Source organism: Actinomadura rugatobispora, from assembly GCF_042656285.1.
Classification (GTDB): domain Bacteria; phylum Actinomycetota; class Actinomycetes; order Streptosporangiales; family Streptosporangiaceae; genus Spirillospora; species Spirillospora rugatobispora.
This window is the reverse complement of sequence record NZ_JBHSON010000035.1, coordinates 1-25,329: the sequence shown is the minus strand read 5'-3', so window position 1 is coordinate 25,329 and position 25,329 is coordinate 1. Positions and strand designations below refer to the sequence as shown.

The 25,329-nt window shown below is 73.2% G+C and carries 24 protein-coding genes; 15 read left to right on the top strand and 9 right to left on the bottom strand.

Annotated elements, in window-relative coordinates; genetic code table 11:
• Positions 1-18 precede the first annotated feature (18 nt).
• Positions 19-702, top strand: coding sequence for a creatininase family protein (locus ACFPZN_RS24205; RefSeq protein WP_378284409.1), 684 nt, complete (start codon positions 19-21; stop codon positions 700-702).
• Here the strand turns inward: ACFPZN_RS24205 and ACFPZN_RS24200 are convergent.
• Genes ACFPZN_RS24200 through ACFPZN_RS24180 form a run of 5 tightly spaced genes read right to left on the bottom strand, consistent with a single transcriptional unit; the run spans position 616 to position 5,170 of the window.
• On the bottom strand, positions 616-1,833 hold the full coding sequence (locus ACFPZN_RS24200; RefSeq protein WP_378284408.1) for a lysylphosphatidylglycerol synthase transmembrane domain-containing protein: 1,218 nt from the start codon (positions 1,831-1,833) through the stop codon (positions 616-618). The genes ACFPZN_RS24205 and ACFPZN_RS24200 overlap by 87 nt on opposite strands.
• Positions 1,830-2,666 (bottom strand): class I SAM-dependent methyltransferase, encoded by an 837-nt coding sequence (locus tag ACFPZN_RS24195; protein WP_378284407.1) that lies wholly within the window; start codon positions 2,664-2,666, stop codon positions 1,830-1,832. Before ACFPZN_RS24195 ends, ACFPZN_RS24200 begins: the two co-directional genes overlap by 4 nt.
• On the bottom strand, positions 2,663-3,790 hold the full coding sequence (locus tag ACFPZN_RS24190) for a glycosyltransferase family 4 protein (protein WP_378284406.1): 1,128 nt from the start codon (positions 3,788-3,790) through the stop codon (positions 2,663-2,665). The genes ACFPZN_RS24195 and ACFPZN_RS24190 overlap by 4 nt, the downstream gene beginning before the upstream one ends.
• Entirely contained in the window at positions 3,778-4,176 is a 399-nt protein-coding gene (locus ACFPZN_RS24185; protein ID WP_378284405.1) for a 6-pyruvoyl trahydropterin synthase family protein, read from the bottom strand. The genes ACFPZN_RS24190 and ACFPZN_RS24185 overlap by 13 nt, the downstream gene beginning before the upstream one ends.
• The gene (locus ACFPZN_RS24180) at positions 4,154-5,170 is read right to left on the bottom strand and encodes a zinc-dependent alcohol dehydrogenase (RefSeq protein ID WP_378284404.1); all 1,017 of its coding nucleotides are present in this window, start codon (positions 5,168-5,170) and stop codon (positions 4,154-4,156) included. Before ACFPZN_RS24180 ends, ACFPZN_RS24185 begins: the two co-directional genes overlap by 23 nt.
• Positions 5,171-5,245: 75 nt before the next feature.
• On the opposite strand from ACFPZN_RS24180, the gene ACFPZN_RS24175 reads away from it, so the two are divergent.
• Positions 5,246-5,935, top strand: a complete 690-nt coding sequence (locus ACFPZN_RS24175) for a CDP-alcohol phosphatidyltransferase family protein (RefSeq protein WP_378284479.1) — start codon at positions 5,246-5,248, stop codon at positions 5,933-5,935.
• 11 nt (positions 5,936-5,946) lie between these two features.
• On the opposite strand, the gene ACFPZN_RS24170 is transcribed toward ACFPZN_RS24175, so the two are convergent.
• Together ACFPZN_RS24170 and ACFPZN_RS24165 are read right to left on the bottom strand one after the other, a co-directional pair.
• Positions 5,947-6,606: a GTP cyclohydrolase II gene (locus ACFPZN_RS24170; protein ID WP_378284477.1), complete on the bottom strand. Its 660-nt coding sequence runs from the start codon at positions 6,604-6,606 to the stop codon at positions 5,947-5,949.
• Positions 6,607-6,808: 202 nt separating this feature from the next.
• Positions 6,809-8,434 carry an alpha-amylase gene (locus ACFPZN_RS24165; RefSeq protein ID WP_378284403.1) on the bottom strand — a complete coding sequence of 542 codons (1,626 nt, stop codon included), beginning with the start codon at positions 8,432-8,434 and terminating at the stop codon, positions 6,809-6,811.
• Between the two features lie 302 nt (positions 8,435-8,736).
• Here ACFPZN_RS24165 and ACFPZN_RS24160 point away from each other — a divergent pair, with 302 nt between their 5' ends.
• From ACFPZN_RS24160 to ACFPZN_RS24150, 3 genes are all read left to right on the top strand, one after another.
• The gene (locus ACFPZN_RS24160) at positions 8,737-10,050 is read left to right on the top strand and encodes an ABC transporter substrate-binding protein (protein ID WP_378284402.1); all 1,314 of its coding nucleotides are present in this window, start codon (positions 8,737-8,739) and stop codon (positions 10,048-10,050) included.
• A gap of 123 nt (positions 10,051-10,173) precedes the next feature.
• Entirely contained in the window at positions 10,174-11,097 is a 924-nt protein-coding gene (locus tag ACFPZN_RS24155) for a carbohydrate ABC transporter permease (protein WP_378284401.1), read from the top strand.
• Positions 11,094-11,957 (top strand): carbohydrate ABC transporter permease, encoded by an 864-nt coding sequence (locus ACFPZN_RS24150; RefSeq protein ID WP_378284400.1) that lies wholly within the window; start codon positions 11,094-11,096, stop codon positions 11,955-11,957. The genes ACFPZN_RS24155 and ACFPZN_RS24150 overlap by 4 nt, the downstream gene beginning before the upstream one ends.
• Before the next feature lie 43 nt (positions 11,958-12,000).
• Here the strand turns inward: ACFPZN_RS24150 and ACFPZN_RS24145 are convergent, their stop codons facing one another.
• Positions 12,001-12,513 carry a helix-turn-helix domain-containing protein gene (locus ACFPZN_RS24145; protein ID WP_378284399.1) on the bottom strand — a complete coding sequence of 171 codons (513 nt, stop codon included), beginning with the start codon at positions 12,511-12,513 and terminating at the stop codon, positions 12,001-12,003.
• A gap of 167 nt (positions 12,514-12,680) precedes the next feature.
• Here ACFPZN_RS24145 and ACFPZN_RS24140 point away from each other — a divergent pair, with 167 nt between their 5' ends.
• The 9 genes from ACFPZN_RS24140 to ACFPZN_RS24100 all read left to right on the top strand — a co-directional run bounded on the left by ACFPZN_RS24140 (position 12,681) and on the right by ACFPZN_RS24100 (position 23,508).
• Positions 12,681-14,336: a glycoside hydrolase family 13 protein gene (locus ACFPZN_RS24140; protein WP_378284398.1), complete on the top strand. Its 1,656-nt coding sequence runs from the start codon at positions 12,681-12,683 to the stop codon at positions 14,334-14,336.
• Between the two features lie 10 nt (positions 14,337-14,346).
• A complete protein-coding gene (locus ACFPZN_RS24135) occupies positions 14,347-15,381 on the top strand; it encodes a LacI family DNA-binding transcriptional regulator (protein WP_378284397.1) in 1,035 nt (344 codons plus the stop codon).
• 437 nt (positions 15,382-15,818) lie between these two features.
• Complete coding sequence (locus ACFPZN_RS24130) at positions 15,819-17,138, top strand: ABC transporter substrate-binding protein (RefSeq protein WP_378284396.1); 1,320 nt, start codon at positions 15,819-15,821, stop codon at positions 17,136-17,138.
• Positions 17,139-17,232: 94 nt separating this feature from the next.
• On the top strand, positions 17,233-18,222 hold the full coding sequence (locus ACFPZN_RS24125) for a carbohydrate ABC transporter permease (RefSeq protein WP_378284395.1): 990 nt from the start codon (positions 17,233-17,235) through the stop codon (positions 18,220-18,222).
• Positions 18,219-19,118: a carbohydrate ABC transporter permease gene (locus ACFPZN_RS24120; protein WP_378284394.1), complete on the top strand. Its 900-nt coding sequence runs from the start codon at positions 18,219-18,221 to the stop codon at positions 19,116-19,118. The genes ACFPZN_RS24125 and ACFPZN_RS24120 overlap by 4 nt, the downstream gene beginning before the upstream one ends.
• 71 nt (positions 19,119-19,189) lie before the next feature.
• Entirely contained in the window at positions 19,190-20,581 is a 1,392-nt protein-coding gene (locus ACFPZN_RS24115; protein WP_378284476.1) for a GH1 family beta-glucosidase, read from the top strand.
• 77 nt (positions 20,582-20,658) lie between these two features.
• Positions 20,659-21,669: a LacI family DNA-binding transcriptional regulator gene (locus ACFPZN_RS24110; protein WP_378284393.1), complete on the top strand. Its 1,011-nt coding sequence runs from the start codon at positions 20,659-20,661 to the stop codon at positions 21,667-21,669.
• A gap of 67 nt (positions 21,670-21,736) precedes the next feature.
• The gene (gene pnuC, locus ACFPZN_RS24105) at positions 21,737-22,378 is read left to right on the top strand and encodes a nicotinamide riboside transporter PnuC (protein WP_378284392.1); all 642 of its coding nucleotides are present in this window, start codon (positions 21,737-21,739) and stop codon (positions 22,376-22,378) included.
• Positions 22,375-23,508: an AAA family ATPase gene (locus ACFPZN_RS24100; RefSeq protein ID WP_378284391.1), complete on the top strand. Its 1,134-nt coding sequence runs from the start codon at positions 22,375-22,377 to the stop codon at positions 23,506-23,508. Before pnuC ends, ACFPZN_RS24100 begins: the two co-directional genes overlap by 4 nt.
• Here ACFPZN_RS24100 and ACFPZN_RS24095 read toward each other — a convergent pair.
• Complete coding sequence (locus tag ACFPZN_RS24095; RefSeq protein WP_378284390.1) at positions 23,432-24,736, bottom strand: serine/threonine protein kinase; 1,305 nt, start codon at positions 24,734-24,736, stop codon at positions 23,432-23,434. The two genes, ACFPZN_RS24100 and ACFPZN_RS24095, sit on opposite strands and share 77 nt — an antisense overlap.
• 167 nt (positions 24,737-24,903) lie before the next feature.
• Between ACFPZN_RS24095 and ACFPZN_RS24090 the strand changes: the two genes are divergently transcribed.
• A complete protein-coding gene (locus tag ACFPZN_RS24090) occupies positions 24,904-25,245 on the top strand; it encodes a hypothetical protein (RefSeq protein ID WP_378284389.1) in 342 nt (113 codons plus the stop codon).
• The last annotated feature ends 84 nt before the right edge of the window (positions 25,246-25,329 follow it).

Here is a 25,329-nt window from a genome sequence, read left to right as displayed (position 1 = left end):
AGCGCGTACCTCCTTCCGATGACGACCACCGCCGACGAGGCCGGCCGGGACGCCGCCGTGGCGCTGCTGCCGGTGGGCAGTTTCGAGCAGCACGGGCCGTACCTGCCGCTGGCCACCGACACCGTGATCGCCTGCACGCTCGCCCGGGAGATCGCGGCCGTCCACCCGGTCCGGACGCTGCCGCCGGTGACGATCTCCTGCTCGCACGAGCACGCGGCCTGGCCCGGGACGGTGAGCGTCTCGGCCGCGACGCTGTACGCGGTCGTCCGGGACGTGGCGGAGTCGCTGCGCCGGGCCGGGGTGCCCAAGCTGGTCCTGGTGAACGGGCACGGCGGCAACTACGTGCTGGGGAACCTCGTGCAGGAGGCCGGCGGCGACATGGCCCTGTTCCCCGGCGTGCAGGACTGGGCGGACGCGGTGACCGCCGCCGGGATCCGCACGTCCGTCGACGAGGACATGCACGCCGGGGAGATCGAGACCTCGATCCTGCTGCACGCCCATCCCGAGCTGGTGCTGCCGGGGTACGAGACGGGCGACGTGGTGGCCGGCGACCGGCGGCACCTGCTCACCCTGGGACTGGACGAGTACACCGACTCGGGGGTCGTCGGGCGTCCGTCACTGGCCTCCTCCCGTAAGGGCCGGGACCTTCTCGGTGCGCTCGTCACGGCGTTCGGGGACCACCTGCGCGCCCTCGACCGCTAGCGCCGGGGCGGCGCGGGGGGCGCGGAGGGCGGGGAGGGCCCGGACGGCGAGCACGGCGGCGCCGGGAAGGCTGGAGACGAGCGTGAGCGCCCCGTACACCACGGCGACGGCCAGGCCCTGACCGGCGCCGAGCCCGGCGGCGCCGAACGCCAGCGCCATGGTGGCCTCGCGCGGCCCCCAGCCGCCGACGTTCAGCGGCAGGCCCATCGCCAGCAGCGCCAGCACGACCAGCGGGAGGAGCCGGGTGAGCGGCGCGTCCGCCCCGGCGACGCGGGCCGCGACCAGGAACAGGGAGATGTGGCCCGCGAACCCGGCGGCGGACAGCAGCACGATCCCCGGCCAGGTGTCGCGGCCGAGCAGGACGCGGCGGGCGTCGGCCGTGGCCGCGGAGAGCGCGCGCCCCAGTCGGCCGCGGGCGAGGACGACGACGGCCGCGACGGCGAGACCGCCCGCCGCGACGACGGCGGCCGGGCCGAGGAGGCCGGGGGCCATGGCGGCGAGCAGCGCGGGCTGGGCGAGCAGCACGGCGGCCCCGGCCACGATGACGACGATCAGGCCGGCGAGGCGTTCCAGGACGACGGCGCGCACGGCCCGGCCGACGTCGCCGGCGTCGCGGCCGTGGCTGACCGCGCGGTGCACGTCGCCGAGCACCCCGGCGGGCAGCACCGCGTTCAGGAACAGCGCCCGGTAGTAGTCGGCGACGGCGGCGCCGCACGGCAGCCGCAGGCCCAGGCGGCGCGCGACCAGCCGCCAGCGCAGGGCGCTGAACACGGTGGTCAGCAGGCCGACGCCGAGCGCGGCCGCGACCGAGCCGGCGGTGATCGAACCGAGCGCGGCGACGAAGGCGTCGGCGCTGTGCCACCAGATGAGCGCGCCGATGATGGCGGCCCCGGCGAGCGTGCGCAGCCAGGGACCGTACCCGGCCCGCCCGCGGCCCGCCCGCCGGCGAGGGGACGCGTCGCCGCCCGCGACCTCGTCCGCCCCCGTCGTGGCGGTCTCGCCGTGCGCGAGGGCCCTCGCGCGCCTGACCCGCGCCGTGCGCGCCGTGCGCGTCGCGTGCGTCGCGTGCGTCGCGTGCGCGAGCCGCGCGGCGGGGAGGAGGGTGTCCATGCCGTCGCTCCGTCCGGTCATGACGCCTCACCTCCGCCGGACGCGGGCAGTGCGAGGAGGTCGCGGTGGTGGACGACGACGCTCAGGTTCCCGGCGGCGCACGCGTCGAGGCGGCGCCGCAGATACTCCTCACCGGGCAGATCGGGCTCCTGCTCGCAGGCGGCGGCGACCCAGCCGCGCAGCCATTCGGCGGCCAGCGCGGCCTGGCCGGGGCCGAGCCGCCACGGGCTGGGGCCGGTGCGGACGGTGGCGCCGCGGCGCCCGAAGGCCCCGGCGGCGGCGGTGACGGCGTCCGGTCCGAGGAGGCGGCGGCCTCCGGTGGAGCGGCGCTGGTGGTCGTTGAAGGCGGCGGTGATCACGGTGTCCAGGGGGTCGTAGGGATGCAGGGTGACCCGTCCGACGACGCTGAGGGTCAGCAGGGCGGGGCAGCCCGCCCCGGTGACCGCGGCGGCGAGATCGTCCACCTCGTCGAAGGTGAGGAGGTCGAGCAGCGCGGAGGCGGTCACCAGGGAGGTGGTCCCGGCCAGGTCGGCGGCGGTCAGCGCGGTGACGTCGCCCTCGCGCGCCTCGGCCGGGAGGGACGGGGGCAGGCTCGCGCGGGCGCGGGCGAGGAGGCCGGGGTCGCGGTCGTGCAGGATCCAGCGCTGCGGGAAGGGCAGCCGCCCGGCGAGCCAGCGGGCCTGCGCGCCGGTCCCGCAGCCGAGGTCGCGGACGACCAGGGGCGCGGCCGCGGCCGTGCGGGCCAGGTGCGCGCGCAGCGGGGCCAGCAGTTCGGCGGCGCGGGCGCCGGCGTCGGCGGGCTCGCGCAGCGCCAGCCAGTCGGGGGTGAAGCGGGCCGCGTCCGGAAGGTTCACCGGGCCTCCCTCAGGCCGGGGCCGTCCGCCACGGGGGCGCGGAGGCCGTCCAGGACGGCGGCGAGGCGGCGCGCGGTGCCGTCCCAGGCGGGGAGCGTCTCGCGGCGGGCCAGGGCCGCACCGCGCAGGCGGTGGCGCAGCTCGGCGTCGTCGAGCCAGCGGCCCAGCGCGGACGCCAGCTCGCCGACGTCCCGCGGCGGCACGAGCAGCCCGGGGATCTCGCCGCCGGGCGCCCGTCCCAGGGTGCCCGGCACGCCGCCGACGGAGGTGGCCAGCACCGGAAGGCCGCGGGCCAGCGCCTCGGCCACGACCATGCCGTAGGTCTCGGCGCGGGACGGCAGCACGACCAGGTCGGCGGCGGCGTACGCCTCGTCCAGCGCCGCCCCGCCCAGCGGCCCGGCGACGTGGACGCGGCGGCCGAGGCCGTACTCGCGCACGAGCCCGGCGATCCGGTCGGCGTGGGCGCGGTCGCGGCGCAGCGGCCCGACGAACTCGCAGGTCCAGGGCCGGTCCGACACCGTCGCGAGCGCCTCGACCAGCAGGTCGTGGCCCTTGCGCGGGGTCAGCGACGCCACGCACAGCAGCCGCGTCCCCTCCCCGCCGGAGGGCGCGAGCGGCGCGGGGTCGGTGCCCGGTTCGGCGACGTGCAGCCGGGCCGGGTCGAGGCCGTGGTGCCGGATCAGGCGGCGGGACGCCCACGGGCTGGTGGTGACGACGGCGGCGGCCGCGCGCAGCGTCGCCCGCTCCCGCTCGTCCAGGTCGGAGGGGCCCGGCTCGTCGGCCAGCGGCAGGTGCACCAGGACGGCCAGCGCCAGCCGCCGCGCCTCCGGCACGACGACCTCCGGGACGCCGCAGGCCACGAGCCCGTCCAGCAGCACCGCGGACCCGTCGGGCAGCGCGGCGAGGGCGCGGGCCAGCGCGTCGCGGGCCGTGCCGTCCGGCAGCGGCCAGGCGCCCGGGACGGCGGTCTCCCGCACGGTCCGCCCGGCGGCGGCCAGGCGTTCGCAGACGCGCCGGTCGTAGACGTTGCCGCCGCTGGGCACGGACGGGTCGTCCACGTCGCCGGGCAGCACGATGTGAATGTCGCGCGGGTGGATCTCCCGCAACGCCGTCACAGCGTGCACTCGTAACTCGCCCACGCGACGTGCGACTCGTGCAGGGTGACGGTGAGTCCCGCCAGCCCGTGGGCGTGCTCGCCCAGGGCGCCCGCGCGGATCCGCTCCACGAGCCGGTCGGCGACGACCTTGGCGAGGAACTCGGTCGAGGTGTTGACCCCGGCGAAGTCGGCCACGTCGTCGAGGTTGCGGTAGTTGAACTCCGCGAGGACGGCGCCCAGCTCGCGGATGGCCAGCCCGATGTCGACCACGAGCCCGTCGGGGTCCAGCTCGGGCCGGCGGAACGCCGCGTCGACCAGGTACGTCGCGCCGTGCAGTCGCTGCGCGGGTCCGAAGACCTCGCCGCTGAAGCTGTGCGCGATCATGAAGTGGTCACGGACGGTGACGCTGAACAAGGGCGGCCTCCTCGACCGGTGCGTAGACGATGCGGTGGCACAGCGCCGGCAGGTCGCCGGACGCGAGCCGGGGCAGCACGCGGGGCAGGTCGGCGAAGCCGCTCTCCCCGGTGACGAGCGCGTCGAACCGGGGGTCGGCCAGCAGCCGCAGCGCCAGCTCCATCCGGTCGGCGTGGGTGCGGCGCGACCGGCGGGCCGGGGACACCGCGCCGACCTGGCTGGCCCGCACGGTCAGCCGCCGGGAGTGGAAGAACTCCCCCAGCGGGACGCGCACCGCCCGGTCCCCGTACCAGCTCAGCTCGATGACCTCGCCCTCGTCGGCGAGCAGTTCCAGCGAGCGGGCCAGCCCCGCCTCGGTGGCGCTGGCGTGCACGACCAGGTCGCATCCGCCGGCGGCGTCGCCGGGCGGGGCGAATCCGACGCCGAGCGCCCGCGCGACCTCGGCGCGGGACGGGTCGGCGTCGACCAGCTGCACCCGGGCGCCGGGGATCCCGGCGAGCACGGCCGCGACCGCGCACCCGACCATCCCGCCGCCGACGACCGCGATCCGGTCGCCGACCAGCGGCGCCGCGTCCCACACGGCGTTCACGGCGGTCTCCACGGTGCCGGCCAGGATGGCGCGGCCGGGCGGCACGTCGTCGGGCACGGGCGTGACGGCCGCGGCCGGGACGACGTACCGGGTCTGGTGCGGGTAGAGGCAGAAGACGGTGCGGCCGAGCAGGTGCGGCAGCCCCTCCTCCACCACGCCGACGTTGAGGTAGCCGTACTTGACCGGTCCCGGGAAGTCGCCCTCCTGGAACGGGGCGCGCATGGCCTCGTGCTGGCTCGCCGGGACGCCGCCGCGGAAGACCAGCGCCTCGGTCCCCCGGCTCACCCCCGAAAAAAGCGTACGAACTAGGACATCTTTCGGCCCACGTTCGGCCATTTCCACAGAATTGATCTCACCACGGCCGGGTTCACGTACCCAGAAGGCGAGTGCAGCCGTACGTTCCATCGTCGTCCCTCCCGGACGGCCGTTCCCCTGGGAGTACGGTTCCAGGCGATCCCGAAAGGACGACGAACCGACGTGATGATCACTCCGCTGGCCTGGCTGGCCGGGGCCCTGTACGCGGTCGCCCTCTGGGCGATCCTCCACCGCTGCAGGCGCGGCCCGTTCGGCCCCGCCGACCGCGTCACCCTGGCCCGCGCCGTCCTCACCGGCGTCGTGACGGCACTGGTGGTGGACGGCTCGGCCGTCGCGGCGCTGACCGCCGTGGCCGCCGTCGCCCTGGCGCTGGACTGGGTGGACGGGCAGGTCGCCCGCCGCACCGGAACCGTCTCCTCCTTCGGCGCCCGCTTCGACATGGAGACCGACGCGTTCCTGGTCCTGGTGCTGAGCGTGCACGTCGCCGCGTCCCTCGGCGCGTGGGTGCCGGCGATCGGCGCGATGCGGTACGCGTTCGTCGCCGCGTCCTGGTCGCTGCCGTGGCTGCGCGGGCCGCTGCCGCCCAGCTTCGCCCGCAAGACCGTCGCGGCGGTCCAGGGCATCGTGCTGGTCGCGGCCGGATCGGGCGCGCTGCCCGGTCCCGTCGCGGTGGCCGCGGTCGTCGCCGCGCTGGCCGCGCTGCTGTGGTCGTTCGGCCGCGACATCGCGGGGCTGTGGCGCGACGCGCACGCGCCCGCCACCGGCGAGGCCGCCAAGCGCGCCGGACGCGCCGGACGCGCCGGGCGCGCCGGGCGCGGCGGTGAGAAGGTCGCCGAGCAGGTCGCGGCGCCCTGAGGGCCCGCCGCTCACGCCGACCCGCTCGCCTCGCCCAGCCGGGCGCCCGGGAAGGCGTCGAGCTGCGGCAGGTCGTGGCCGAGCCGGTCCCGCTTGGCGGTGAGGTAGGCGACGTTGTCGTCGCTGGCCTTCACCAGCAGCGGGACCCGCGCGGCCACCTCGATCCCGCACGCCTCCAGCGCGCCCACCTTGTCGGGGTTGTTCGTCATCAGCCGCACCGGGCCGATCCCCAGATGCCGCAGCACCCGCGCGGCCGGGCCGTAGTCCCGGACGTCCACCGGCAGGCCCAGCGCGGTCGCCGAGTCGACGGTGTCCAGGCCCTGCTCGTCCTGCAGGATGTGGGTGCGCACCTTCGCGACCAGCCCGATCCCGCGTCCCTCGTGGCCGCGCAGGTAGACCAGCACTCCGGCGCCCTCGCGGACGATCGCGTCCAGGGCCGCGCCGAGCTGGTCACCGCACTCGCAGCGCGTCGCCCCGAAGATGTCTCCTGTCATGCACTCCGAATGCACCCGCACCAGGGCGCTGTCGCGCGCCCCCGGTTCGCCCCGTACCAGGGCCATGTGCTCGTTGCCGTCCACCGGATCGCGGAACGCCACGGCCCGGAAGGTTCCCCTCCGGGTCACGAGCTCGGCCTCCGCGATGTCCTCGTAGCCAATGGCGTGGTCGCGCATCTTCCCCCTCGTCACCGTCGGTACCTCACCACTGGTACGTAACGGTCCGCCTGCTCGGTTGCGCCGAACCACACATAATTGACGACTCGGGGGACATGGGGGAACTCGGGCACGCCAGAGCCGGGTGGGCCGTGCGGAAAACCGTGCGGGAAACGGTGCCGGAAACGGGCCCACCCGGCGGTCGCGGGGACGTGCCGCCCGGTCAGCCGAGCCGGGCGCCCACGTGCAGGGCGAGGGCGGTCATGCTCGGGACGTTCGCGGTGAACGTGCCGTCGGCGGCGACCGTGACGACGTGGGACGGCGCGCACGTCCCGGCGGACGGGTCGTGCCCGCCCCCGATCACGTCGCAGTACCGTCCGGCGGGCAGCCGGGTCCGGAACATGCGGTTCCAGCCGGTGCCCTCGTCGCGGTTGATGACGACGTAGCCCCGGTCGCCCCGGCTGAACGCGATCTTGTTGCCGGGTCCGCCCTCCGCGTAGTCGGTGTACCAGTCCTGCTCGGGGGCGTCGTCGGCCTTGTTGACGGGCGCGCCGCCGACCGCGTTGCGGAAGCCGACCATGTCGGCCATCTCGCTGGAGCGGTGCTCGCAGACCCACTCGGTGCCGTTGCAGGACACGTCCTTGGTCGTGCCGCCGCCGTAGGTGGGCGGGCTGGTGTCGCGCTGGGTGAACGCGAAGCTGGACATCACCAGCGGGGTGCCGTAGTCCCAGCCGAGCATGAACACGTTGGCCAGCCGGTAGGCGGCGCCGTTCTTGTAGGTGAGGATGCGGCGGCCGGAGAGGGCGTCGCGCTGGCTGTCGTGGTTGTCGACCATCACGACGGCCTTGCCGCCGGGCTCCATGTCCTCGCCCCAGTTGTTCGGGAAGGCGTGCAACTGGTGGAGGCGGTTTCCGGCGTCGGAGGTCGTCCAGAACTTCTGCGAGATGAAGTTCATCGCCTGGACCTCCTTGAGGTCGCCGTTGCCGCGGTACTCCGACGGCTTCACCGGCTCGCCGGCCCCGTACAGGACCTCCTGGTAGACGTACGGGTCGCGGGTGCCGTCCGCGGGGAAGGCGGGGTCGGCGGCGATCTGCCCGCGCATCTCGCCGAGGATGGCGGCGATGTCGGCGGCGGGCATGTGCTTGGCGGCGTCGATGCGGAAGCCGTCCACGCCGAGCGAGGCCAGGTCCTTGAGGTAGCGGCCGAGGCGGGGGCGGACGTAGCCGGCGTCGTCGGTGCGGAGGTCGGCGAGGCTCGCGAGTTCGCAGTTCTGCACCTCCCAGCGGTCGCCGTAGTTCGCGATGTCGCGGCGGCAGGTGTGGAAGTCGGCGTCGGAGAAGGTGCCGGGGTAGGTGTACTTGCCGGGGAAGGACGTCCCGGCGCTGCCGGTGCCGCTCGAACTTCCGGTGGTGTGGTTGATGACGGCGTCCGCGAAGATCTTCACGCCCGAGGCGTGGCAGCGCCGGATCATGTCGCGGAACGCGGTGGCGTCGCCGCGGCGGGTGGTGAGCGTCGCGAAACCGGGGCCCGGGTAGCCGACCGGCTGGTAGTCCTGCCACCACGGGTAGCCGCCCTGACCGGCGTTCGGCAGGACGATGTGCTCCTGCGGCGGCGAGACCTGGACGGCGCCGAACCCCTTCGGGCCGAGGAAGGTCTCGCACTCCTTCGCCACGTCGGCCCACTTCCACTGGAAGAGCTGGACCATGACGGTCCGGTCGCCGGGCGGAGCGGCCGCGGTGGGGGGAGCGGCCGCGGCGGGCGCGGCGGCGGTGGTGGGCGCCATGGCGGCGGCCGCCAGCACGACGGCGGACGCGGCGGCCTTGCGGCGCGTTCTGGATCTCGATCCCATCTGCGTGCCTCCTGTACGGGTGGGGCGGGGGTCCCCCGAGGGCGTGGTCACGGCAGGAGTCGTTCCGTGTGCCGGATGGTTACAGCCGATGGCGCCTCTTGCAAGACTTCAGCAAGAAATTGCAGCCAAATACCACCCGCCCCCTCCCCAATGGCCCCAGAGACCCCACCCACGGCGCCGAGACGCGGTCGAGATAACGGTCCGGCCACGATCCTGCAGAAAGTTTCTGCAAGGGATTTACCGGTTTGCAAGAACGTTGCTACGGTCCCGGCACACCAGGCGCCCACTTCGAGGAGGACCCCATGCGGCGCACCCCCCTGGCCTGCGCGTTCGCCGGACTCACGCTCACCCTGGCCGCGTGCGGCGGAGGCGACGGCGGCCCGTCCGAGGGCGACGGCAAGGCCGCGGCCGGCGCCCCGCTCACCGGCCGCGGCCCGATCACCCTGGCCACGGGCAAGGACCGCTCCGGCAACATGCAGAAGATGGTGGACGCCTGGAACCGGGCCCATCCCGACCAGCAGGCCCGCGTCATCGAGCTGCCCGACGAGCCCAACGACCAGCGCCAGCAGATGATCCAGAACGCCACCACCAGGTCCGACGCCTACTCCATCCTCAACCTCGACGTGGTGTGGACCGCCGAGTTCGCCGCCAACCGGTGGCTGGCGCAGCTGCCCGAAGGCCCCGGCGGCCTCGACACCTCCAAGCTGCTGCCCGCCACCGTCACCACCGGCGAGTACCGCGGCCGCCTGTTCGCGATGCCGCTGACCTCCGACGCCGGCCTCCTCTACTACCGCACCGACCTGCTGGAGAAGGCGGGCGTCGCCGACCCGCCCAGCACGTGGCAGGCGATGTGGGCCGCCTGCGACAAGGTGAAGGCGCTGCCCGAGGGCAAGGGCGTCGACTGCTTCCTCACCGAGGTCGGCAAGACCGAGGGCCTCACCGTCTCCACCGCCGAGGCGATCAACAGCGCGGGCGGGACGATCGTCGGGCCCGACGGCCGTCCGACCGTGAACACCCCGCAGGCCAAGGCCGGGCTCGACTTCCTGGTGAAGGCGGTCAAGGACGGCCGGATGCCCAAGGCCGCGCTCACCCTGGACGGCGAGGGCGGGCGCCGCCACTTCCAGGCGGGCAAGGTGCTCTTCCACCGGCAGTGGCCGTACCAGTACGACCTGGCGAACAAGACCGACGGCTCGTCCAAGGTCGCGGGCAGGTTCGGGGTCGCGCCGATCCCGGGCCCGAACGGCCCCGGAGCCGCCAACCTGGGCGGCCACAACTACGCGATCTCCGCGTTCGCCAAGAACAAGGCGACCGCGCTCGACTTCATCAAGTACATGGCCGACGGCGCCCAGCAGAAGGCGAACTCGCTGGCCACCTCGCAGGCCCCCACCGTCGCGGCGCTCTACGACGACCCCGACATGGTGAAGAAGTACGCCTTCCTGCCGACGCTGAAGACCGCGATCGAGAAGGCGAAGTCGCGCCCGTCGGCGGTGAAGTACGGCGACGTCACCTCCGCGATCCAGGGCGCGGTGTACGACGCGCTCGGCGGCAGGACGTCCACCGGCCAGGCCCTGACCGGCCTCCAGTCCAAGCTGGGGCAGCTCACCACGGCGCAGTGATCGGTGATGGCGCGCAGAGAGATGAGGCGGATGGCCGCGTCCCCTGAGACGGAGCAGGCCCCGCACCGGACGACGCCCGGGAGCCCCGGCACGCCCCGCAGTCCTCGGAAGCCCAGGAAGGACGTGTCGGGTTCGCGCCGGCTGGCCGCGCTGCTGCTGTCGCCGACGCTGCTGGTGCTGGCGCTCGTGGTCGGCTACCCGGTGGTCGCCGGGTTCCGCGAGTCGCTGTTCACCCGCGGCCAGAGCCTGGACGCCGACGGCTTCGTGGTCGAGGGCGAGCGGTTCGCCGGCCTGGACAACTACACCGCGGTCTTCGCCGGGGAGCGCTCCGACGCGTTCTGGAACGCCTTCTCCAACACCACGTTCTTCACCGTCACCACCGTGACGCTGGAGACGGTGATCGGGGTCTGCATGGCGCTGATCATGGCGTGGGCGTTCCGCGGCCGCGGCCTGGTGCGGGCCAGCGTGCTGGTGCCGTGGGCGATCCCGACCGCGATCTCCGGGCTGCTGTGGCGCTGGATCTTCCAGGCGGACGGGGCGTTCAACGCGGTCATCCGGCACCAGGTGCTGTGGACCGCCGACGGCTTCGCCTCCAAGCTGGCCGTCGTGATCGCCGAGGTGTGGAAGACCTCGCCGTTCATCGGGCTGCTGGTGCTGGCCGGGCTGCAGCTGATCCCCCGGGACGTGTACGAGGCGGCCCGGGTGGACGGCGCGGGCGCGTTCCAGCGGTTCTGGCGGATCACGCTGCCGCTGGTGAAGCCGGCGCTGCTGGTCGCGGTGCTGTTCCGGATGCTGGACGTGCTGCGCATGTTCGACCTGCCGGCGGTGCTGATCGGCGTCAACAAGAAGTCCGTGGAGACGCTCACGATGATCTCCTGGTTCGAGGCGAACAACCTGCGGTACGGCTCGGCCGCCGCCTACGCCACGATCCTGTTCGTCTACATCGCGGTGATCTCCTACCTGTTCGTGAAGCTGCTCGGTGCCGACATCATCGGCGAGGCCCGGCAGCAGACCCGCGGCGCCAAGAAGAGGAGGCGGGCCGCATGACCGCCGCCGTCACCGCACCGCCGCCGCGGGCGCGGGCCCGCCGGGCGCGCCGTCTCCTGCCGTACGCCGGCATCGCGGCCGTGGTGCTGTACTGCCTGGTCCCGTTCTACTGGATGGTCGTGTCGGCGTTCCGGCGGCCGCAGGACCAGTTCGACAACTCGATCGTCCCGGTCCGCTGGTCGCTGGAGAACTTCGGCGCGGTGTTCGGCGGCGGGAACGGCTTCGGCCGGGCGCTGGTGAACAGCTTCGTGGTCGCCGGGGCGACCACCGCGCTGACCCTGGTGATCGGCGTGTTCACCGCCTACGCGCTGGCCCGGCTGGACTTCCCGTTCAAGAACGCGATCCTGGGGATCATCATCGGGACGACCATGTTCCCGGGCATCTCCCAGCTGATCCCGCTGCTGAAGCTGTTCACCGACATCGAGTGGATCAACACCTACCAGGCGATGGTGCTGCCCAGCCTGGGGTTCGCGCTGCCGCTCACGGTGTGGCTGCTGACCGCCTTCTTCCGGCAGCTGCCGTTCGAGCTGGAGCAGGCCGCGATGGTGGACGGCTGCGGCCGCGGCCAGGCGTTCCGGAAGATCATCGTGCCGCTGGCCGCGCCCGGGGTGTTCACCACCGCCATCATCACGTTCCTCACCACGTGGAACGAGTTCATCATTGCGCTGTCGGTGGTGAACGAGAAGGAGATGCAGACGGCGACCGTGGCGATCTCCAAGTTCACCGGGGTCTCCGGGTTCGACCAGCCGTTCGGCACCCAGATGGCGGCCGGGGTGATCGTCACCGTGCCGCTGGTCGTGGTGGTGCTGATATTCCAGCGCCGGATCGTGGCGGGTCTCGCGGCCGGCGGCGTGAAGTAGAAAAGGACACCTTGACCTCCTCCCCTCGTCAACGAGAAGGATTTCAACCCGTGGCCTCAGGAGAGGAGGACAGGTTGGGGTTCGCGGTTCGTCCGCTCCGGCGACCCGGGGCGTCCCCGCGCAGCGACGGCCGGTCCGGCCGCCGTGCCCACCAGCGTGCAGAGGAGTCTGGTCTCGTGGGGGCGGCCCACTTACGCGACGACCGCACGACCTGGTGCGGCTTGACGCCGACCTGCCGGAACCCCTCGTGCACCCCGTGCCTGCGCCAGGTCGGACGGCGGTGAGTGCCGGCGAAGAAGTTGCCCATCGCCTGCGCGAAATCACGCAGCGCCTGCTGCTGCACCGTCTGCGACCCCGCCCGCAACCACCCGAACTCGGCACGAGCCTCGGTCAACTGCCGGGACTGCTCGCCGTAGCCGGGCGCCCCGCATCGCCGGTGCCGGGACCAGAAACCGTGCTGCTCCACCGCAAGGTTCCACACGTACCGCGCGTGCGCGCAATGCGAGAGCATGACTTGCTCCTGCTCAGGCGTCGGGGCCAGGCGGTAACGCGACACGCGAGGATCGTAGCGTGAACACTCGAACACAGGAACGAGAACGTGCTGGATAGTGCCTGGTCAACCGACATTCGCCCCCGGGGAGCGAGTCTCCTTTCCCTGCTTTGTTCCGCAGGGGTCCGCTTCCTCCCCGGCCTCAAGGCCGGGGTTTCCTCGGAGGTCCTTTGATGACGCAGAACATCGCCGACGTCACGCCCGCCGCCGAGGGCCCGCGCGAGCCGCGGGCCCGGTGGTGGCGTGACGCGGTCATCTACCAGGTGTACGTCCGCAGCTTCGCCGACTCCGACGGGGACGGCATCGGCGACCTGGCCGGGGTGCGCGCGCGGCTGCCCCATCTGGCCGAGCTGGGCGTGGACGCGGTGTGGCTGACGCCGTTCTACACCTCCCCGATGGCCGACTTCGGCTACGACGTCGCGGACTACCGGGACGTGGACCCGATCTTCGGAACGCTGGAGGACGCCCGCGCGCTCGTCCGGGACGCGCACGGGCTCGGGCTGCGGGTCATCGTGGACGTCGTCCCCAACCACACCTCCGACCGGCACGCCTGGTTCCGGGCCGCGCTGGAGGCGGCGCCGGGCGCCCCCGAACGGGACCGCTACATCGTCCGCGACGGCCGCGGCGAGGGCGGGGAGCTGCCGCCCAACGACTGGGAGTCGGTGTTCGGCGGCCCCGCCTGGACGCGCCTGCCGGACGGGCAGTGGTACCTGCACCTGTTCGCCCCCGAGCAGCCGGACCTGAACTGGGAGAACGCCGAGGTCCGCGCCGAGTTCGAGGACGTGCTGCGGTTCTGGCTCGACCTGGGCGTGGACGGCTTCCGGGTGGACGTGGCGCACGGCATGGTCAAGGCGCCCGGCCTGCCGGACGTGGGCTTCGCCGACCAGGTGAGGATGCTGGGCCGTACCGTGCTGCCGTACTTCGACCAGGACGGCGTGCACGAGATCCACCGGTCGTGGCGCCGCCTGCTGGACTCCTACGGCGGCGAGCGGATCGCCGTTGCGGAGGCGTGGGCGCCGACGCAGGACCGCCTCGCGCTGTACGTGCGCCCGGACGAGCTGCACCAGGCGTTCAACTTCCACTACCTGACCGTGGACTGGGACGCGCGCGCCAAGCGGGAGGTGATCGACGCGTCGCTGCTCACCGCCGGGCAGGTGGGCGCGCCGTCGACCTGGGTGCTGTCCAACCACGACGTGAAGCGGCACGTCACCCGGTACGGGGACGGCGAGGTGGGCCTGCGGCGGGCGCGGGCGGCGGCGCTGCTGATGCTGGCGCTGCCCGGCTCGGCCTACATCTACCAGGGCGAGGAGCTGGGCCTGAACGAGGTCCTGGACCTGCCGGAGGAGTACCTGCAGGATCCGCAGCGGGCCCGCGACCCGGAGTCGGGCCGGGACGGCTGCCGGGTGCCGCTGCCGTGGTCGGGTGAGGAGCCGCCCTTCGGTTTCACTCCGGGCGGGTCGAGCTGGCTGCCGATGCCGCCGGAGTGGGCCGGGCTCACGGTCGAGCGGCAGTCGCGGGACCCCGAGTCGATGCTCGCGCTCTACCGGGCGGCGCTGCGGCTCCGGCGCGAGCATCCGGCGCTCGGGGACGGGGCGCTGCGCTGGCTGGTCGGCCCGCCCGGCACGCTGGTCTTCTCCCGCGAGGGCGGCGGGCGGCGGATCACCTGCGCGGTGAACGTGAGCGGGCGAACCGCCCGGATCCCCTCCTACGGCCGTCCGCTGCTCGCCAGTGGACCGGTCCGGCCGGACGGCGAGTGCCTGGTCCTTCCGCCCGACACCGCCGTATGGTGCGAAGTCACGGACACGGGCGCGCAGAGCGGGGACGGGTAAGTTTATGGCCATGACGATGCGCCTGGCCGACATCGCCGCCCACGCGGGGGTGAGCGAGGCGACGGTGAGCCGCGTGCTCAACGGCCGGCCGGGCGTGGCGGCCGCCACCCGGCAGGCGGTGCTCACCGCGCTGGACGTGCTGGGCTACGAGCGGCCGGCGCGGCTGCGGCAGCAGCGGGCGGGGCTGATCGGGCTGATCGTGCCCGAGCTGAGCAATCCGATCTTCCCGGCGTTCGCCCAGGTCATCGAGAGCGCGCTCGCGCTGGCGGGCTACACGGCGGTGCTGTGCACGCAGACCCCGGGCGGCATCACCGAGGACGACTACACCGAGCTGCTGCTGGAGCGCGGGGTGTCGGGCATCGTGTTCGTGAACGGCCTGCACGCCGACTCCCGCTCCGACCGGGCCCGGTACGCCCGGCTGCTCGACCGGGGGCTGCCGATCGTGCTGATCAACGGCTACCGCCCCGACATCGAGGCGCCGTTCATCTCCAACGACGACGTCGCCTCGCTGGAGATGGCGGTGGCGCATCTGGCCTCTCTCGGCCACCGGCGGATCGGGCTGGCGATGGGCCAGGACCGGTTCGTGCCCTCGATCCGCAAGACCGAGGGGTTCCGCCGGGGGATGGCCGAGCATCTCGGGATCACCGAGGTCGACGATCTGGTCGCCAACACGCTGTTCACCGTGGAGGGCGGGCAGGCGGCGGTGCAGCGGCTGCTGGACCGCGGCTGCACCGCCATCTGCTGCGGCAGCGACATCATCGCGATCGGGGCGATCCGGGGGGCGCGGCAGCGGCATCTGCGGGTGCCGGAGGACGTGTCGATCGTGGGGTTCGACGACTCGCCGATGACCGCCTACCTGGACCCGCCCCTGACCACGGTGCGCCAGCCGGTGCGGGAGATGGGGCTGGCGGCGGTGAGCACGCTGCTGGAGGAGATCGGCGGCACGAAGGTGCCCAGCACCGAGCTGCTGTACCGGCCCGAACTGGTCGTGCGGCGCTCGACCGCACCGGTCGCGGCCCACCTGTCGGTGGCCGCCGAAGGCTGACCACGCGGCACCGTGACCGCGTGGCCGCAGGGCGGTGTGCGGCCACGCGGTCTGCTCTTCCGTCCGGACGGTTTCGGGGCGGAGGGCCGCTCCTCGTGCACCCCGCGCACACGAGGAGCGGCCCTCCGCCCCCTCTGGGAGGACGTCCGGCGCGGCTGGGGAGGTACGGTCCGCCGCGCCGGCGCCCGAGGCCCGGCCAGTATGAGATCTGCATGGGAGCGCTCCCATATCAGAGCTTCACTCCTTCCGCGCCCGCTGTCAACACCGGCCGGACGGCTCGCGGGGCGGCGAGATAACGGTTGTGTTGCGGGCCATTGACAAGTCCATGACGCGGCGGCTTCGCTTCGTGGGAGCGCTCCCATGCGGAGGCCGCCCGGCCGGTTCGGCGTCCGCGCACACCCATCCCATTTACCCGGCACGACCTGAGAGGGGTCGGAATGAGGGTCACCAAGCGAGGCGGACGCAGGACCGCTGCCAGGACCGCGATCGCCGCGCTGCTGGCCGGCGTCCTGGCCGCCGCCTCCGCCTGCGGCGGCGGGGACGACGGCGACAGCGCCTCCGGGCCGGTCGAGCTGACCGTCGACGTGTTCGGCGAGTTCGGCTACGAGCAGCTCTACAAGCAGTACGAGCAGTCGCACCCCGGCGTGAAGATCCGGCAGCGGAAGGTCTCCACGCTGGACGACTACAAGCCGCGGCTGCAGCAGTGGATCGCCACCAACAGCGGGGCCGGGGACGTGGTCGCGCTGGAGGAGGGCATCCTGCCCACCTACATGGAGCAGCCTGGCAAGTTCGTGAACCTCTTCGACCACGGCGGACGGGACCTGCAGCAGAACTTCCTGCCCTGGAAGTGGCAGATGGGGCTCAGCCCCGACGGCAAGCAGCTGGTCGGGCTCGGCAGCGACATCGGCCCGCTGGCCATGTGCTACCGCAAGGACCTGTTCGAGAAGGCCGGGCTGCCCACCGAGCGCGGCGAGGTCGGCAAGCTGTGGCCGACGTGGGACGCCTTCCTGACGACCGGGCAGAAGTTCCAGCGGGAGGTCCCCGGCACCAAGTGGCTGGACGGGCCGACCGCGATCCTGCGCGCCACCGTCCTGCAGAACGCCGGGGCGGGGCCGGGCTACAGCTACTTCGACAAGAGCAACAACCTGGCCTTCGAGACCAACCCCGCGGTGAAACAGGCGTTCGACACCGCGCTGAAGTTCGCCCAGGCGAAGATGACCGCCGACATGGCGATCTTCACCCCGCCGTGGCAGACCGCGCTCAAGCGCGACTCCTTCGCGACCGTGCCGTGCCCGTCGTGGATGCTCGGCGGCATCGAGGAGTTCTCCGCCGGCTTCGGCAAGGGCAAGTGGGACGTGGCGTCGGTGCCCGGCGGCGGCGGCTACTGGGGCGGCTCGTGGCTGGCGGTGCCCAAGCAGTCCAAGCACCAGAAGGAGGCCGCCGAGCTGGCCAAGTTCCTGAGCTCGCCGCAGGGCCAGATCGGGGCGTTCAAGGACAAGAACACCTTCCCGTCCTCGCCGCAGGCCGCGCAGGACCCGGCGGTCGCCGGGGCCACCAACGCCTACTTCAGCAACGCGCCCACCGGCAAGCTGTTCGGTGAGATGGCCGCGCAGGTCAAGCCGGTGCACCTCGGGCCGAAGAACGAGGACGTCCGGCAGGCCGTGGAGAACATCCTGATCGCGGTCGGCCAGGGCGAGGTCAAGCCCGAGGAGGCCTGGACGCAGGCGGTCGACGCCGCCAAGAAGGCCGCCAGGTAACCACCCCTCCCCCCGCGCCGCCGGTCCGTGGCGCCTCCCCGTTCGCCGTTCGGCGGACGCGCCACGGACCGGCGCGAACCCCGGAAGGAGGCGCATGAGCGTCTCTGTGCGTCCCGCCGGCACGGCCGAGGCACCGCCTCCGGCCAAGGGCGGCGCGCCGCGCCGCGGCTGGCGGTCCCGGCTGGCCCGGCTCGACGTGAAGGCCTCGCCCTACCTGTTCATCTCGCCGTTCTACCTGGTCTTCATCCTCTTCGGGCTCTTCCCGCTGCTCTACACGCTGTGGGTGTCGCTGCACGAGTGGGGGCTGGCCTCCGGCACCCGCGAGTGGGCCGGGCTGGAGAACTTCCGCTACCTGCTCACCGACGGCGACTTCTGGCATGCCACGGTCAACACGATCGGGATCTTCGTCGTGGCGACCGTCCCGCAGCTGCTCATCGCGCTGTTCGTCGCCAACGCCCTCGCCCGGCGGATGCGGGCGAGCACGCTGTTCCGGATCGGGATGGTGGCCCCGCTGGTCACCTCCACCGCCGCGGTCGCGATCGTGTTCACGCAGATGTTCGACCGCGACTTCGGCATGATCAACTGGGCGCTGGACCTGGTGGGCCTGGACGCGATCGACTGGCAGGCGAGCCGGTACTGGTCCTGGCTGGCGATCGCGGTGATGGTCGACTGGCGGTGGACCGGCTACAACGCGCTGATCTACCTGGCCGCGATGCAGGCGATCCCCAGGGACCTGTACGAGGCGGCGGCGATCGACGGCGCGTCCCGGGCCCGGCAGTTCTGGCGGATCACGGTGCCGCTGCTGCAGCCGACGATCATCTTCACCGTCATCATCGCCACGATCGGCGGGCTGCAGCTGTTCACCGAGCCGGTGCTGTTCGGCGCCGGCGGCGGCATCACCAACAGGATGGACGGCGGCTCGCTGGGCCAGTTCCAGACGATCACGATGTACATGTACGACAACGCCTTCACCGACGACCGCTACGGCTACGGAGCCACGGTGGCCTGGGCGCTGTTCCTGCTGATCATCGTGTTCTCCCTGCTCAACTTCCTGTTCGTGCGGCGTACGGGGGGCACCCGATGACCACACTGATCACCTCCCCCGCCGGGAAGGGCCCCGGGCGGCGCCGGAACGGCGGCCACGGCCGGCTCCGCGGCCTGTGGGAGGCCAGCCCGCTCACCTACGTGACGCTGGTCGTGGCGGTGGCGCTGTCGATCTTCCCGATCTACTGGATGATCGTGGTGGCGACCCGGACGAACGAGGTGGTGGCGGACGTCCCGCCGCCGCTGGTGCCCGGCGGCAACCTGGGCGACAACGTGGGCCGGCTGTTCGACAACCCCGACGCCTACTTCGCGCAGGGCCTGCTGAACTCGGCGATCGTCGCGTCGGCGGTGACGGTGTCGACGGTGTTCTTCGCCTCGCTCGCCGGGTTCGCGTTCGCCAAGCTGCGCTTCCGCGGCAAGAACGCGCTGCTGCTGACGATCATCGCGACCATGATGATCCCGGTCCAGATGGGCATCATCCCGCTCTACATGATCATGGTGGAGCTGGGCTGGCAGAACAGCCTCCAGGCGGTCATCGTCCCGTTCCTGGTCACCGGGTTCGGGGTGTTCATGATGCGGCAGTACGCCCAGCAGGCGGTGCCCGACGAGCTGATCGAGGCCGCGCGCGTGGACGGCTGCACGACCTTCGGCATCTACTGGCGGGTCGTGCTGCCGGCGCTGCGGCCGGCGGCGGGCGTGCTGGGGCTGTTCACGTTCATGCAGACCTGGAACGAGTTCATGTGGCCGCTGGCGGTGCTCAACCCCGAGAACCCGACCGTGCAGCTGTCCATCAACAACCTGGCCAACGCCCACTTCAAGGACTACACCCTCATGTTCGCCGGGACGACCGTGGCGATCCTGCCGCTGCTGGTCGTGTTCATCGTGTTCGGCCGCCAGATCATCGGCGGAATCATGGAAGGTGCGATCAAGGCGTGACCTCTCCCACTCAGAGCGACAGGCAGCAGGGCGACGGGCAGCATGACGACGAGAGGGCCCCGGCCGCGGCCCTGGCGTTCCCGGCCGGTTTCCGCTGGGGCGCCGCGACCGCCGCGTACCAGATCGAGGGCGCGGCGGCCGAGGACGGGCGCGGGCCCTCCGTCTGGGACACCTTCTGCCGGACCCCGGGGAAGGTGCTGGGCGGCGACACCGGCGACGTGGCGGTCGACCACTACCACCGGTTCCGGGACGACGTGGCGCTGATGTCCGAGCTCGGGCTGACCGCCTACCGGTTCTCGATCTCCTGGTCCCGGGTGCAGCCGGACGGGTCGGGGCGGCTCAACCAGGCCGGTCTGGACTTCTACCGGCGGCTGGTGGACGTCCTGCTGGAGGCGGGCATCGAGCCGTGGCCGACCCTCTACCACTGGGACCTGCCGCAGGCGCTGGAGGACGCGGGCGGCTGGCCCGAGCGCGACACCGCGTTCCGGTTCGCCGACTACGCCGGCCACGTGCACGCGGCGCTGGGCGACCGGGTGTCGCAGTGGATGACGATCAACGAGCCGTGGTGCGCGGCGTTCCTCGGCTACGCCTCGGGCGAGCACGCGCCCGGCCGCCGGGAGCCGGCCGCGGCGCTGCGGGCGGCGCACCACCTGATGCTGGGGCACGGCGCGGCGGTGCGGGCGATGCGGGCCCGGCACCCCGGGCACCGGTTCGGCGCGGCCGTCAACCTGTACGCGATCTCCGCGGCGAGCGGGGCGGACCGGGACCTGGACGCGGCGCGGCGGGTCGACGGGATGCAGAACCGGTTCTTCCTCGACCCGCTGCTGCGCGGCTCGTACCCGGCGGACGTCCTCACCGACCTGGAGGAGCTGGACTTCGACGCGTGCGTGCGGGACGGCGACCTGGCCACGATCAACCAGCCGATCGACCAGCTCGGCGTCAACTACTACTCGCGGTTCACGGTGACCGGCGACACCGAGGTGACCGGGCAGGCGGTGTCGTCGCCGTTCTCCACCCACTCGCCGTGGGTGGGCAGCGAGTTCGTGCGGTTCGTCGACGGCGGCCGCCCGGTCACCGGGATGGGCTGGGAGATCGACGAGGGCGGGCTGCACGAGGTGCTGACCCGGCTGCACCGCGACTACCCGCCGGTCGACCTCTACATCACCGAGAACGGCGCGGGCTACGACGAGGCCCTCGACGGCGAGGGGGCGGTGCGCGACGAGGGCCGGATCGCCTACATCGACGCGCATCTGCGCGCCGCGCACGCCTCGATCGCCGGCGGAGTTCCGCTACGCGGCTATTTCACCTGGTCGCTGCTGGATAATTTCGAGTGGTCGTGGGGGTACTCCAAGCGCTTCGGGCTGGTCCACGTGGACTACGCCACCCAGCGCCGGGTGCCCAAGGACAGCGCGCGCTGGTACGCGGGCGTGATCCGGGCGGGCGGACTGCCGGATCGCCGCTGAGCGGGCGCGCGGCGGCGGGTGCGGGTCAGGGCGGAAGGGGCGAGGGGCGCGATGCGGGCGATGGGCAGGCGAGGGTGGTGAGGCGTGTCTCGGGCCGCCCCACGCTGGAGGAGGTGGCGGCCCGGGCCGGGGTCGGCCGGGGCACCGTCTCGCGGGTGGTCAACGGTTCGCCGCGGGTGAGCGCGGAGGCCCGGGAGGCGGTGCTGGCGGCGATCGACGAGCTGGGCTACGTCCCCAACCGGGCCGCCCGGACGCTGGTGACCCGGCGCACCGACACGGTGGCGCTGGTGGTGGCCGAGTCCGAGCAGCGGATCTTCGACGAGCCGTTCTTCGCCGGGATCATCCGCGGGATCAGCCCGGAGCTGAACGACACCGGGCTGCAGCTCCTGCTGGCCCTGGCCCGCTCCCCCGACGAGTACGCCCGGCTGGAGAACTACCTGACCGGGCAGCACGTGGACGGGGTGCTGCTGACCTCGCTGCACGGCGACGACCCGCTGCCCGCCAAGCTGGAGGCGGGCGGGGTGCCGACGGTGCTGGGCGGCCGGCCGCCGGGGCTGACGCCGGTGTCGTACGTGGACGTCGACAACCGCGACGGCGCCCGGCAGGCCGTCGAGCACCTGCTGCGGCGGGGCCGGCGCCGGATCGCGACGATCGCCGGCCCGCAGGACATGGGCGTGGGCGTGGACCGGCTGGCCGGGTACCGGGAGGCGCTGGCCGGGGCGGGGCTGCCCGAGCTGGTGGTGTACGGCGACTTCAGCGAGGCCAGCGGGGTCGCGGCGGCGGCGGAGCTGCTGGAGCTCGATCCGGAGCTGGACGCGGTGTTCGCCGCCGACGACCCGATGGCGCTGGGCGCGATGCGGGTGCTGAAGAAGCGGGGGCGGCGGATCCCCGAGGACGTGTCGGTGATCGGGTTCGAGGACTCGGCCAGCGCCCCGATCGCCGATCCGCCGCTGACGACCGTGCACCAGTCGGTGGAGGAGATGGGGCGGCGGATGGCCCGGCTGCTGATCTCCCGGATCCAGGGCGAGGCCGTGGCCGATCCCGTGGTGATCCTGCAGCCCCATCTGGTGGTGCGGGAGAGCGCCTGAGCGCGTTCGGGCGGCTTGCCCCTGTTATCGTCTCTTCGACGATTTGTGATCCCCCGGGGAGCCGTCGATGACGCTGCACGACCTGCTCGGCCCGCTGCTCCAGCCCGCCTTCCACCTTGGAACGGTCCCCACCACCTGGGCCGAGCTGCTCGGCTTCGCCACCGGCGCGGTCAACGTCTGGCTGGTCGTCCGGCAGAACATCCTCAACTGGCCGATCGGCATCGCCAACGTCATCCTGCTCGGCCTGGTCTTCCTCGACGGCGGCCTGTACGCCGACGCCGGGCTCCAGGTCGTGTACGTCGCGCTCCAGGCCTACGGCTGGTGGGTGTGGCTGTACGGCGGCGAGGGCCGCGACGACCTGCCGGTCACCCGCACGTCCCGCGACACCTGGATCGCGCTGGCCGCCGCGGGCGCCGCCACGACCGCCGTCCTCACCTGGACGCTGACGGCCTGGACCGACTCCACCGTCCCGTTCTGGGACGCCCTCACCACCGCGCTGTCCCTGATGGCGATCTACGGCCAGTCGCGCAAGCTGCTGGAGTCCTGGTGGATCTGGATCGCCGCGGACCTGGTCTACATCCCGCTCTACTTCCACAAGGACCTGAAGCTGACCAGCGCGCTCTACGTCATCTTCCTCACGCTGTGCGTGCTCGGCCTGAACGCCTGGCGGGCCGACCACCGCGCCCGGACCGCCCCGGCGCCCGCATGACGCACCGGCACGGCCTCGTCGTCGGCAAGTTCTACCCGCCGCACGCCGGCCACCACCACCTCGTCGACACCGCGGCCGCGGCCTGCGACCGGCTCACCGTGATCGTCGCGGCGTCCACGGTGGAGAGCGTCCCGCTCGCGCTGCGCGCCGCCTGGCTCCGCGAGACGCACCCGCAGCCGCACGTGGAGATCGTCCCGGTGGTGGACGACCACGAGATCGACTACGACTCCGAGGACGCCTGGGGCGCGCACGTCGCCGCGTTCCGCGGCGGCCTCACCGCCCCGGTCGACGCCGTCTTCAGCTCCGAGGCGTACGGTCCCGAACTGGCCCGCCGGCTCGGCGCCGCGCACGTCCCCGTCGACCCGCCCCGCACGCGCTTCCCCGTCAGCGGCACCGCCGTCCGCGACGACCCGGTCGCGCACTGGCACCACCTGGCCCCGCCCGTCCGCGGCCATCTGGCCCGCCGCGTCGTCGTCGCCGGGGCCGAGTCGACCGGCACCACCACCCTCGCCCGCGCCCTCGCCGCGCGCCTGGCCGAGCGCGGCGGCGTCTGGGCGGCGACCCGCTGCGTCCCCGAGTACGGGCGCACCTACACCGAAGAGAAGCTCGCCGCCGCCCGCCGCGCCGCGGCCGACCCGTCCCTCTGGCTGGACGACCTGACCTGGACGCCCGCCGACTTCGCCCGCATCGCCGAACGCCACCTCGCCCTGGAGGACGCGGCGGCCCGTACCGGATCGCCCGTCCTGATCTGCGACACCGACGCGTTCGCCACGGCCCTCTGGTACGAGCGCTACCTGGGCGAGCCCGCGCCCGAGTCGTACCACCGCGGCAACGACCGCCACCACCTGTGGATTCTCACCGACCCCGCCGGGGTCCCGTTCGAGCAGGACGGCTGGCGCGACGGCGCGACGATCCGCGACTGGATGGCCGGCCGGTTCCGCGAGGAGCTGGAGCGCCGCGGCCTCCCCCACATCACCGTCACCGGCCCTCACGAGACCCGCCTGAGCCAGGCCCTCACCACGGTGGACGCCCTCCTGGAAAAGGGCTGGGCCTTCAGCGCCCCGCTGACCCCGCCGGGGGCAGCCGGACCTCGAACCGCCCCTCCGAGTACAGGGCGACGGCCCGGCTGATCTCCTCCCGCGGCGCCCCGGCCAGGATCGGGATGTCGATCACGTTGAAGCGCCCGTCCGCCTTCGACCATCTCGACGAGCGGTCCACGGCCAGCGCCGTGCCGCTTCTCGGCCGGACGGCGAGGTACTCGTCCGAGAGCCATCGGGGCTTGCGCGGATAGGCCCCGTGGAAGCCGACCGCCTCGATCTCCTCCCACGGGTAGTGCTGGGGATCGCCCCCGGTCATCCTCGTGAGCCCCGTCCGGTCGACCACGAGCCGTTCCTCGGTGATGACCGTTCCGAACAGTACCGCGGCCAGCAGAGCCGCGGAAGGCACCGCGAGGACCCACAGCAAGCCCGGGACGTGCACGTCCAGCACCATCAGCACCGCCACGAGCGCCGGGAGAAAGCCCATGACCGCCAGGGCGGTGAGGGCGGTCTTGTGCAGCAGATCCCGCTTCCACGACACCCGGAACACCGCCGACGGCTCGTCGTCGGCGGGTTCCGGCACGGCGGCCAGGAGGTCGCGGGCCTTGGGGCGGCGGCGCGGGTCCTTCTCCAGGCAGCGGACGATCACCTCCCGCAGCTCCGCCGCAACGCCTTCGAGCTCGGGCTCCCTGTGGAGGATCGTGTACAGGGCCTCGTCGCCCCACGGCGCGGCGCCGGTCGCGGCGAAGGCCAGCACCGACCCGAGGGAGAACACGTCGGAGGCGTGCCCGGGCTCCGCCGCCCCGAGGTGCTCGGGCGACACGTACGGCACGGCGGGCGGCGGCCCCGGGACTCCGAAGCCGACGATCCGCGGCCCGTCCGGGCTCAGGATCACGTTGCCCGGCTCCAGACGCCCGTGCGCAAGGCCGCAGTCGTGGATCGCCGCGAGCCCTTCCGCCAGGTCCGCCGCCAGCGCGAGCACCGCGTCCACCGGGAACGGGCCGTCCCAGCCGACCGCTTCCAGCAATGACGGGCCCTCCACGTGGGCTCTCGCCAGCCAGGGCGGGTCCGCCTCCGGATCGGCGTCCAGGACCGGCACGGCCCGGGTGCCGCCGACCCGCCCGGCAGCCTCCGCCGACTTCGCGAAACGCTGCCGGAACCCGGCGTCGTCGCCGTCCACCGGGCGCACCAGCGTCACCACGACCGCGCGCCCGTCCGGCGAGGTCCCGCGGAACAACCGGCCGGTCGCGTCGTCCCCCAGCCGTCCGGATAGCACGTACGGGCCGACCTGGCGCGGATCATCCGCCCCGAGAGGTTCCATCGCCGTTCCCCTCGCCCGCAGCCTGTCCCGGGTTCCAAGCTTCACATAACCCGTCAGCGCGTTTCGTGAAAGTCGCCTCATATGGCGCTCATCCCCGGCTCATCCGCGCGCCCGAGCCTCGAAGTACGGCCGCGAAGACATCGCGGCCCCTTCCTCGGGAGGTTGCCATGGCGGCAGTGTTCCAGCGCTGCTTGCTGGTGCTGGCCCTGACGGTCGGCGCCGCGGCGGGCGTGGCCACGGTCACGACGACGGCCGGTCTGGGCGGGCTGGGCGTCTCGGCCGTCGCGCAGGCCGACGACGACCCTGACGACGACGATGACGATGACGACGGTGGCGGCGCCCCGCCCGCGCGCGGCGGCGACGACAAGCAGCCGCGCGGCGGCGTGGACACCGGCCACGGCGGCACCGCGGACGACTCCACCGCCTGGGCGATCGGCGCGCTCCTCGGCGCGGCGGCGCTGACCGGCGGCGGGCTCCTGTGGACGCGACGGCGCGGCACGGCCGGCTGACGATGCCGGGCAGGATCCACCGCCACGGCGGTCGCGGGGGCGTCGTCCTCGACATCGCCGCGGCGGCCGCCTTCCTCGCCTCCG

Bases quoted from the DNA above. Each gene is read 5' to 3' on its own strand.
- ACFPZN_RS24205 (WP_378284409.1), top strand. From the start codon at position 19: ATGACGACCACCGCCGACGAGGCCGGCCGGGACGCCGCCGTGGCGCTG.
- ACFPZN_RS24200 (WP_378284408.1), bottom strand. From the start codon at position 1,833: ATGACCGGACGGAGCGACGGCATGGACACCCTCCTCCCCGCCGCGCGG.
- ACFPZN_RS24180 (WP_378284404.1), bottom strand. From the start codon at position 5,170: ATGGAACGTACGGCTGCACTCGCCTTCTGGGTACGTGAACCCGGCCGT.
- ACFPZN_RS24175 (WP_378284479.1), top strand. From the start codon at position 5,246: ATGATCACTCCGCTGGCCTGGCTGGCCGGGGCCCTGTACGCGGTCGCC.
- ACFPZN_RS24170 (WP_378284477.1), bottom strand. From the start codon at position 6,606: ATGCGCGACCACGCCATTGGCTACGAGGACATCGCGGAGGCCGAGCTC.
- ACFPZN_RS24165 (WP_378284403.1), bottom strand. From the start codon at position 8,434: ATGGGATCGAGATCCAGAACGCGCCGCAAGGCCGCCGCGTCCGCCGTC.
- ACFPZN_RS24160 (WP_378284402.1), top strand. From the start codon at position 8,737: ATGCGGCGCACCCCCCTGGCCTGCGCGTTCGCCGGACTCACGCTCACC.
- ACFPZN_RS24150 (WP_378284400.1), top strand. From the start codon at position 11,094: ATGACCGCCGCCGTCACCGCACCGCCGCCGCGGGCGCGGGCCCGCCGG.
- ACFPZN_RS24140 (WP_378284398.1), top strand. From the start codon at position 12,681: ATGACGCAGAACATCGCCGACGTCACGCCCGCCGCCGAGGGCCCGCGC.
- ACFPZN_RS24135 (WP_378284397.1), top strand. From the start codon at position 14,347: ATGACGATGCGCCTGGCCGACATCGCCGCCCACGCGGGGGTGAGCGAG.
- ACFPZN_RS24130 (WP_378284396.1), top strand. From the start codon at position 15,819: ATGAGGGTCACCAAGCGAGGCGGACGCAGGACCGCTGCCAGGACCGCG.
- ACFPZN_RS24125 (WP_378284395.1), top strand. From the start codon at position 17,233: ATGAGCGTCTCTGTGCGTCCCGCCGGCACGGCCGAGGCACCGCCTCCG.
- ACFPZN_RS24120 (WP_378284394.1), top strand. From the start codon at position 18,219: ATGACCACACTGATCACCTCCCCCGCCGGGAAGGGCCCCGGGCGGCGC.
- pnuC (WP_378284392.1), top strand. From the start codon at position 21,737: ATGACGCTGCACGACCTGCTCGGCCCGCTGCTCCAGCCCGCCTTCCAC.
- ACFPZN_RS24100 (WP_378284391.1), top strand. From the start codon at position 22,375: ATGACGCACCGGCACGGCCTCGTCGTCGGCAAGTTCTACCCGCCGCAC.
- ACFPZN_RS24095 (WP_378284390.1), bottom strand. From the start codon at position 24,736: ATGGAACCTCTCGGGGCGGATGATCCGCGCCAGGTCGGCCCGTACGTG.
- ACFPZN_RS24090 (WP_378284389.1), top strand. From the start codon at position 24,904: ATGGCGGCAGTGTTCCAGCGCTGCTTGCTGGTGCTGGCCCTGACGGTC.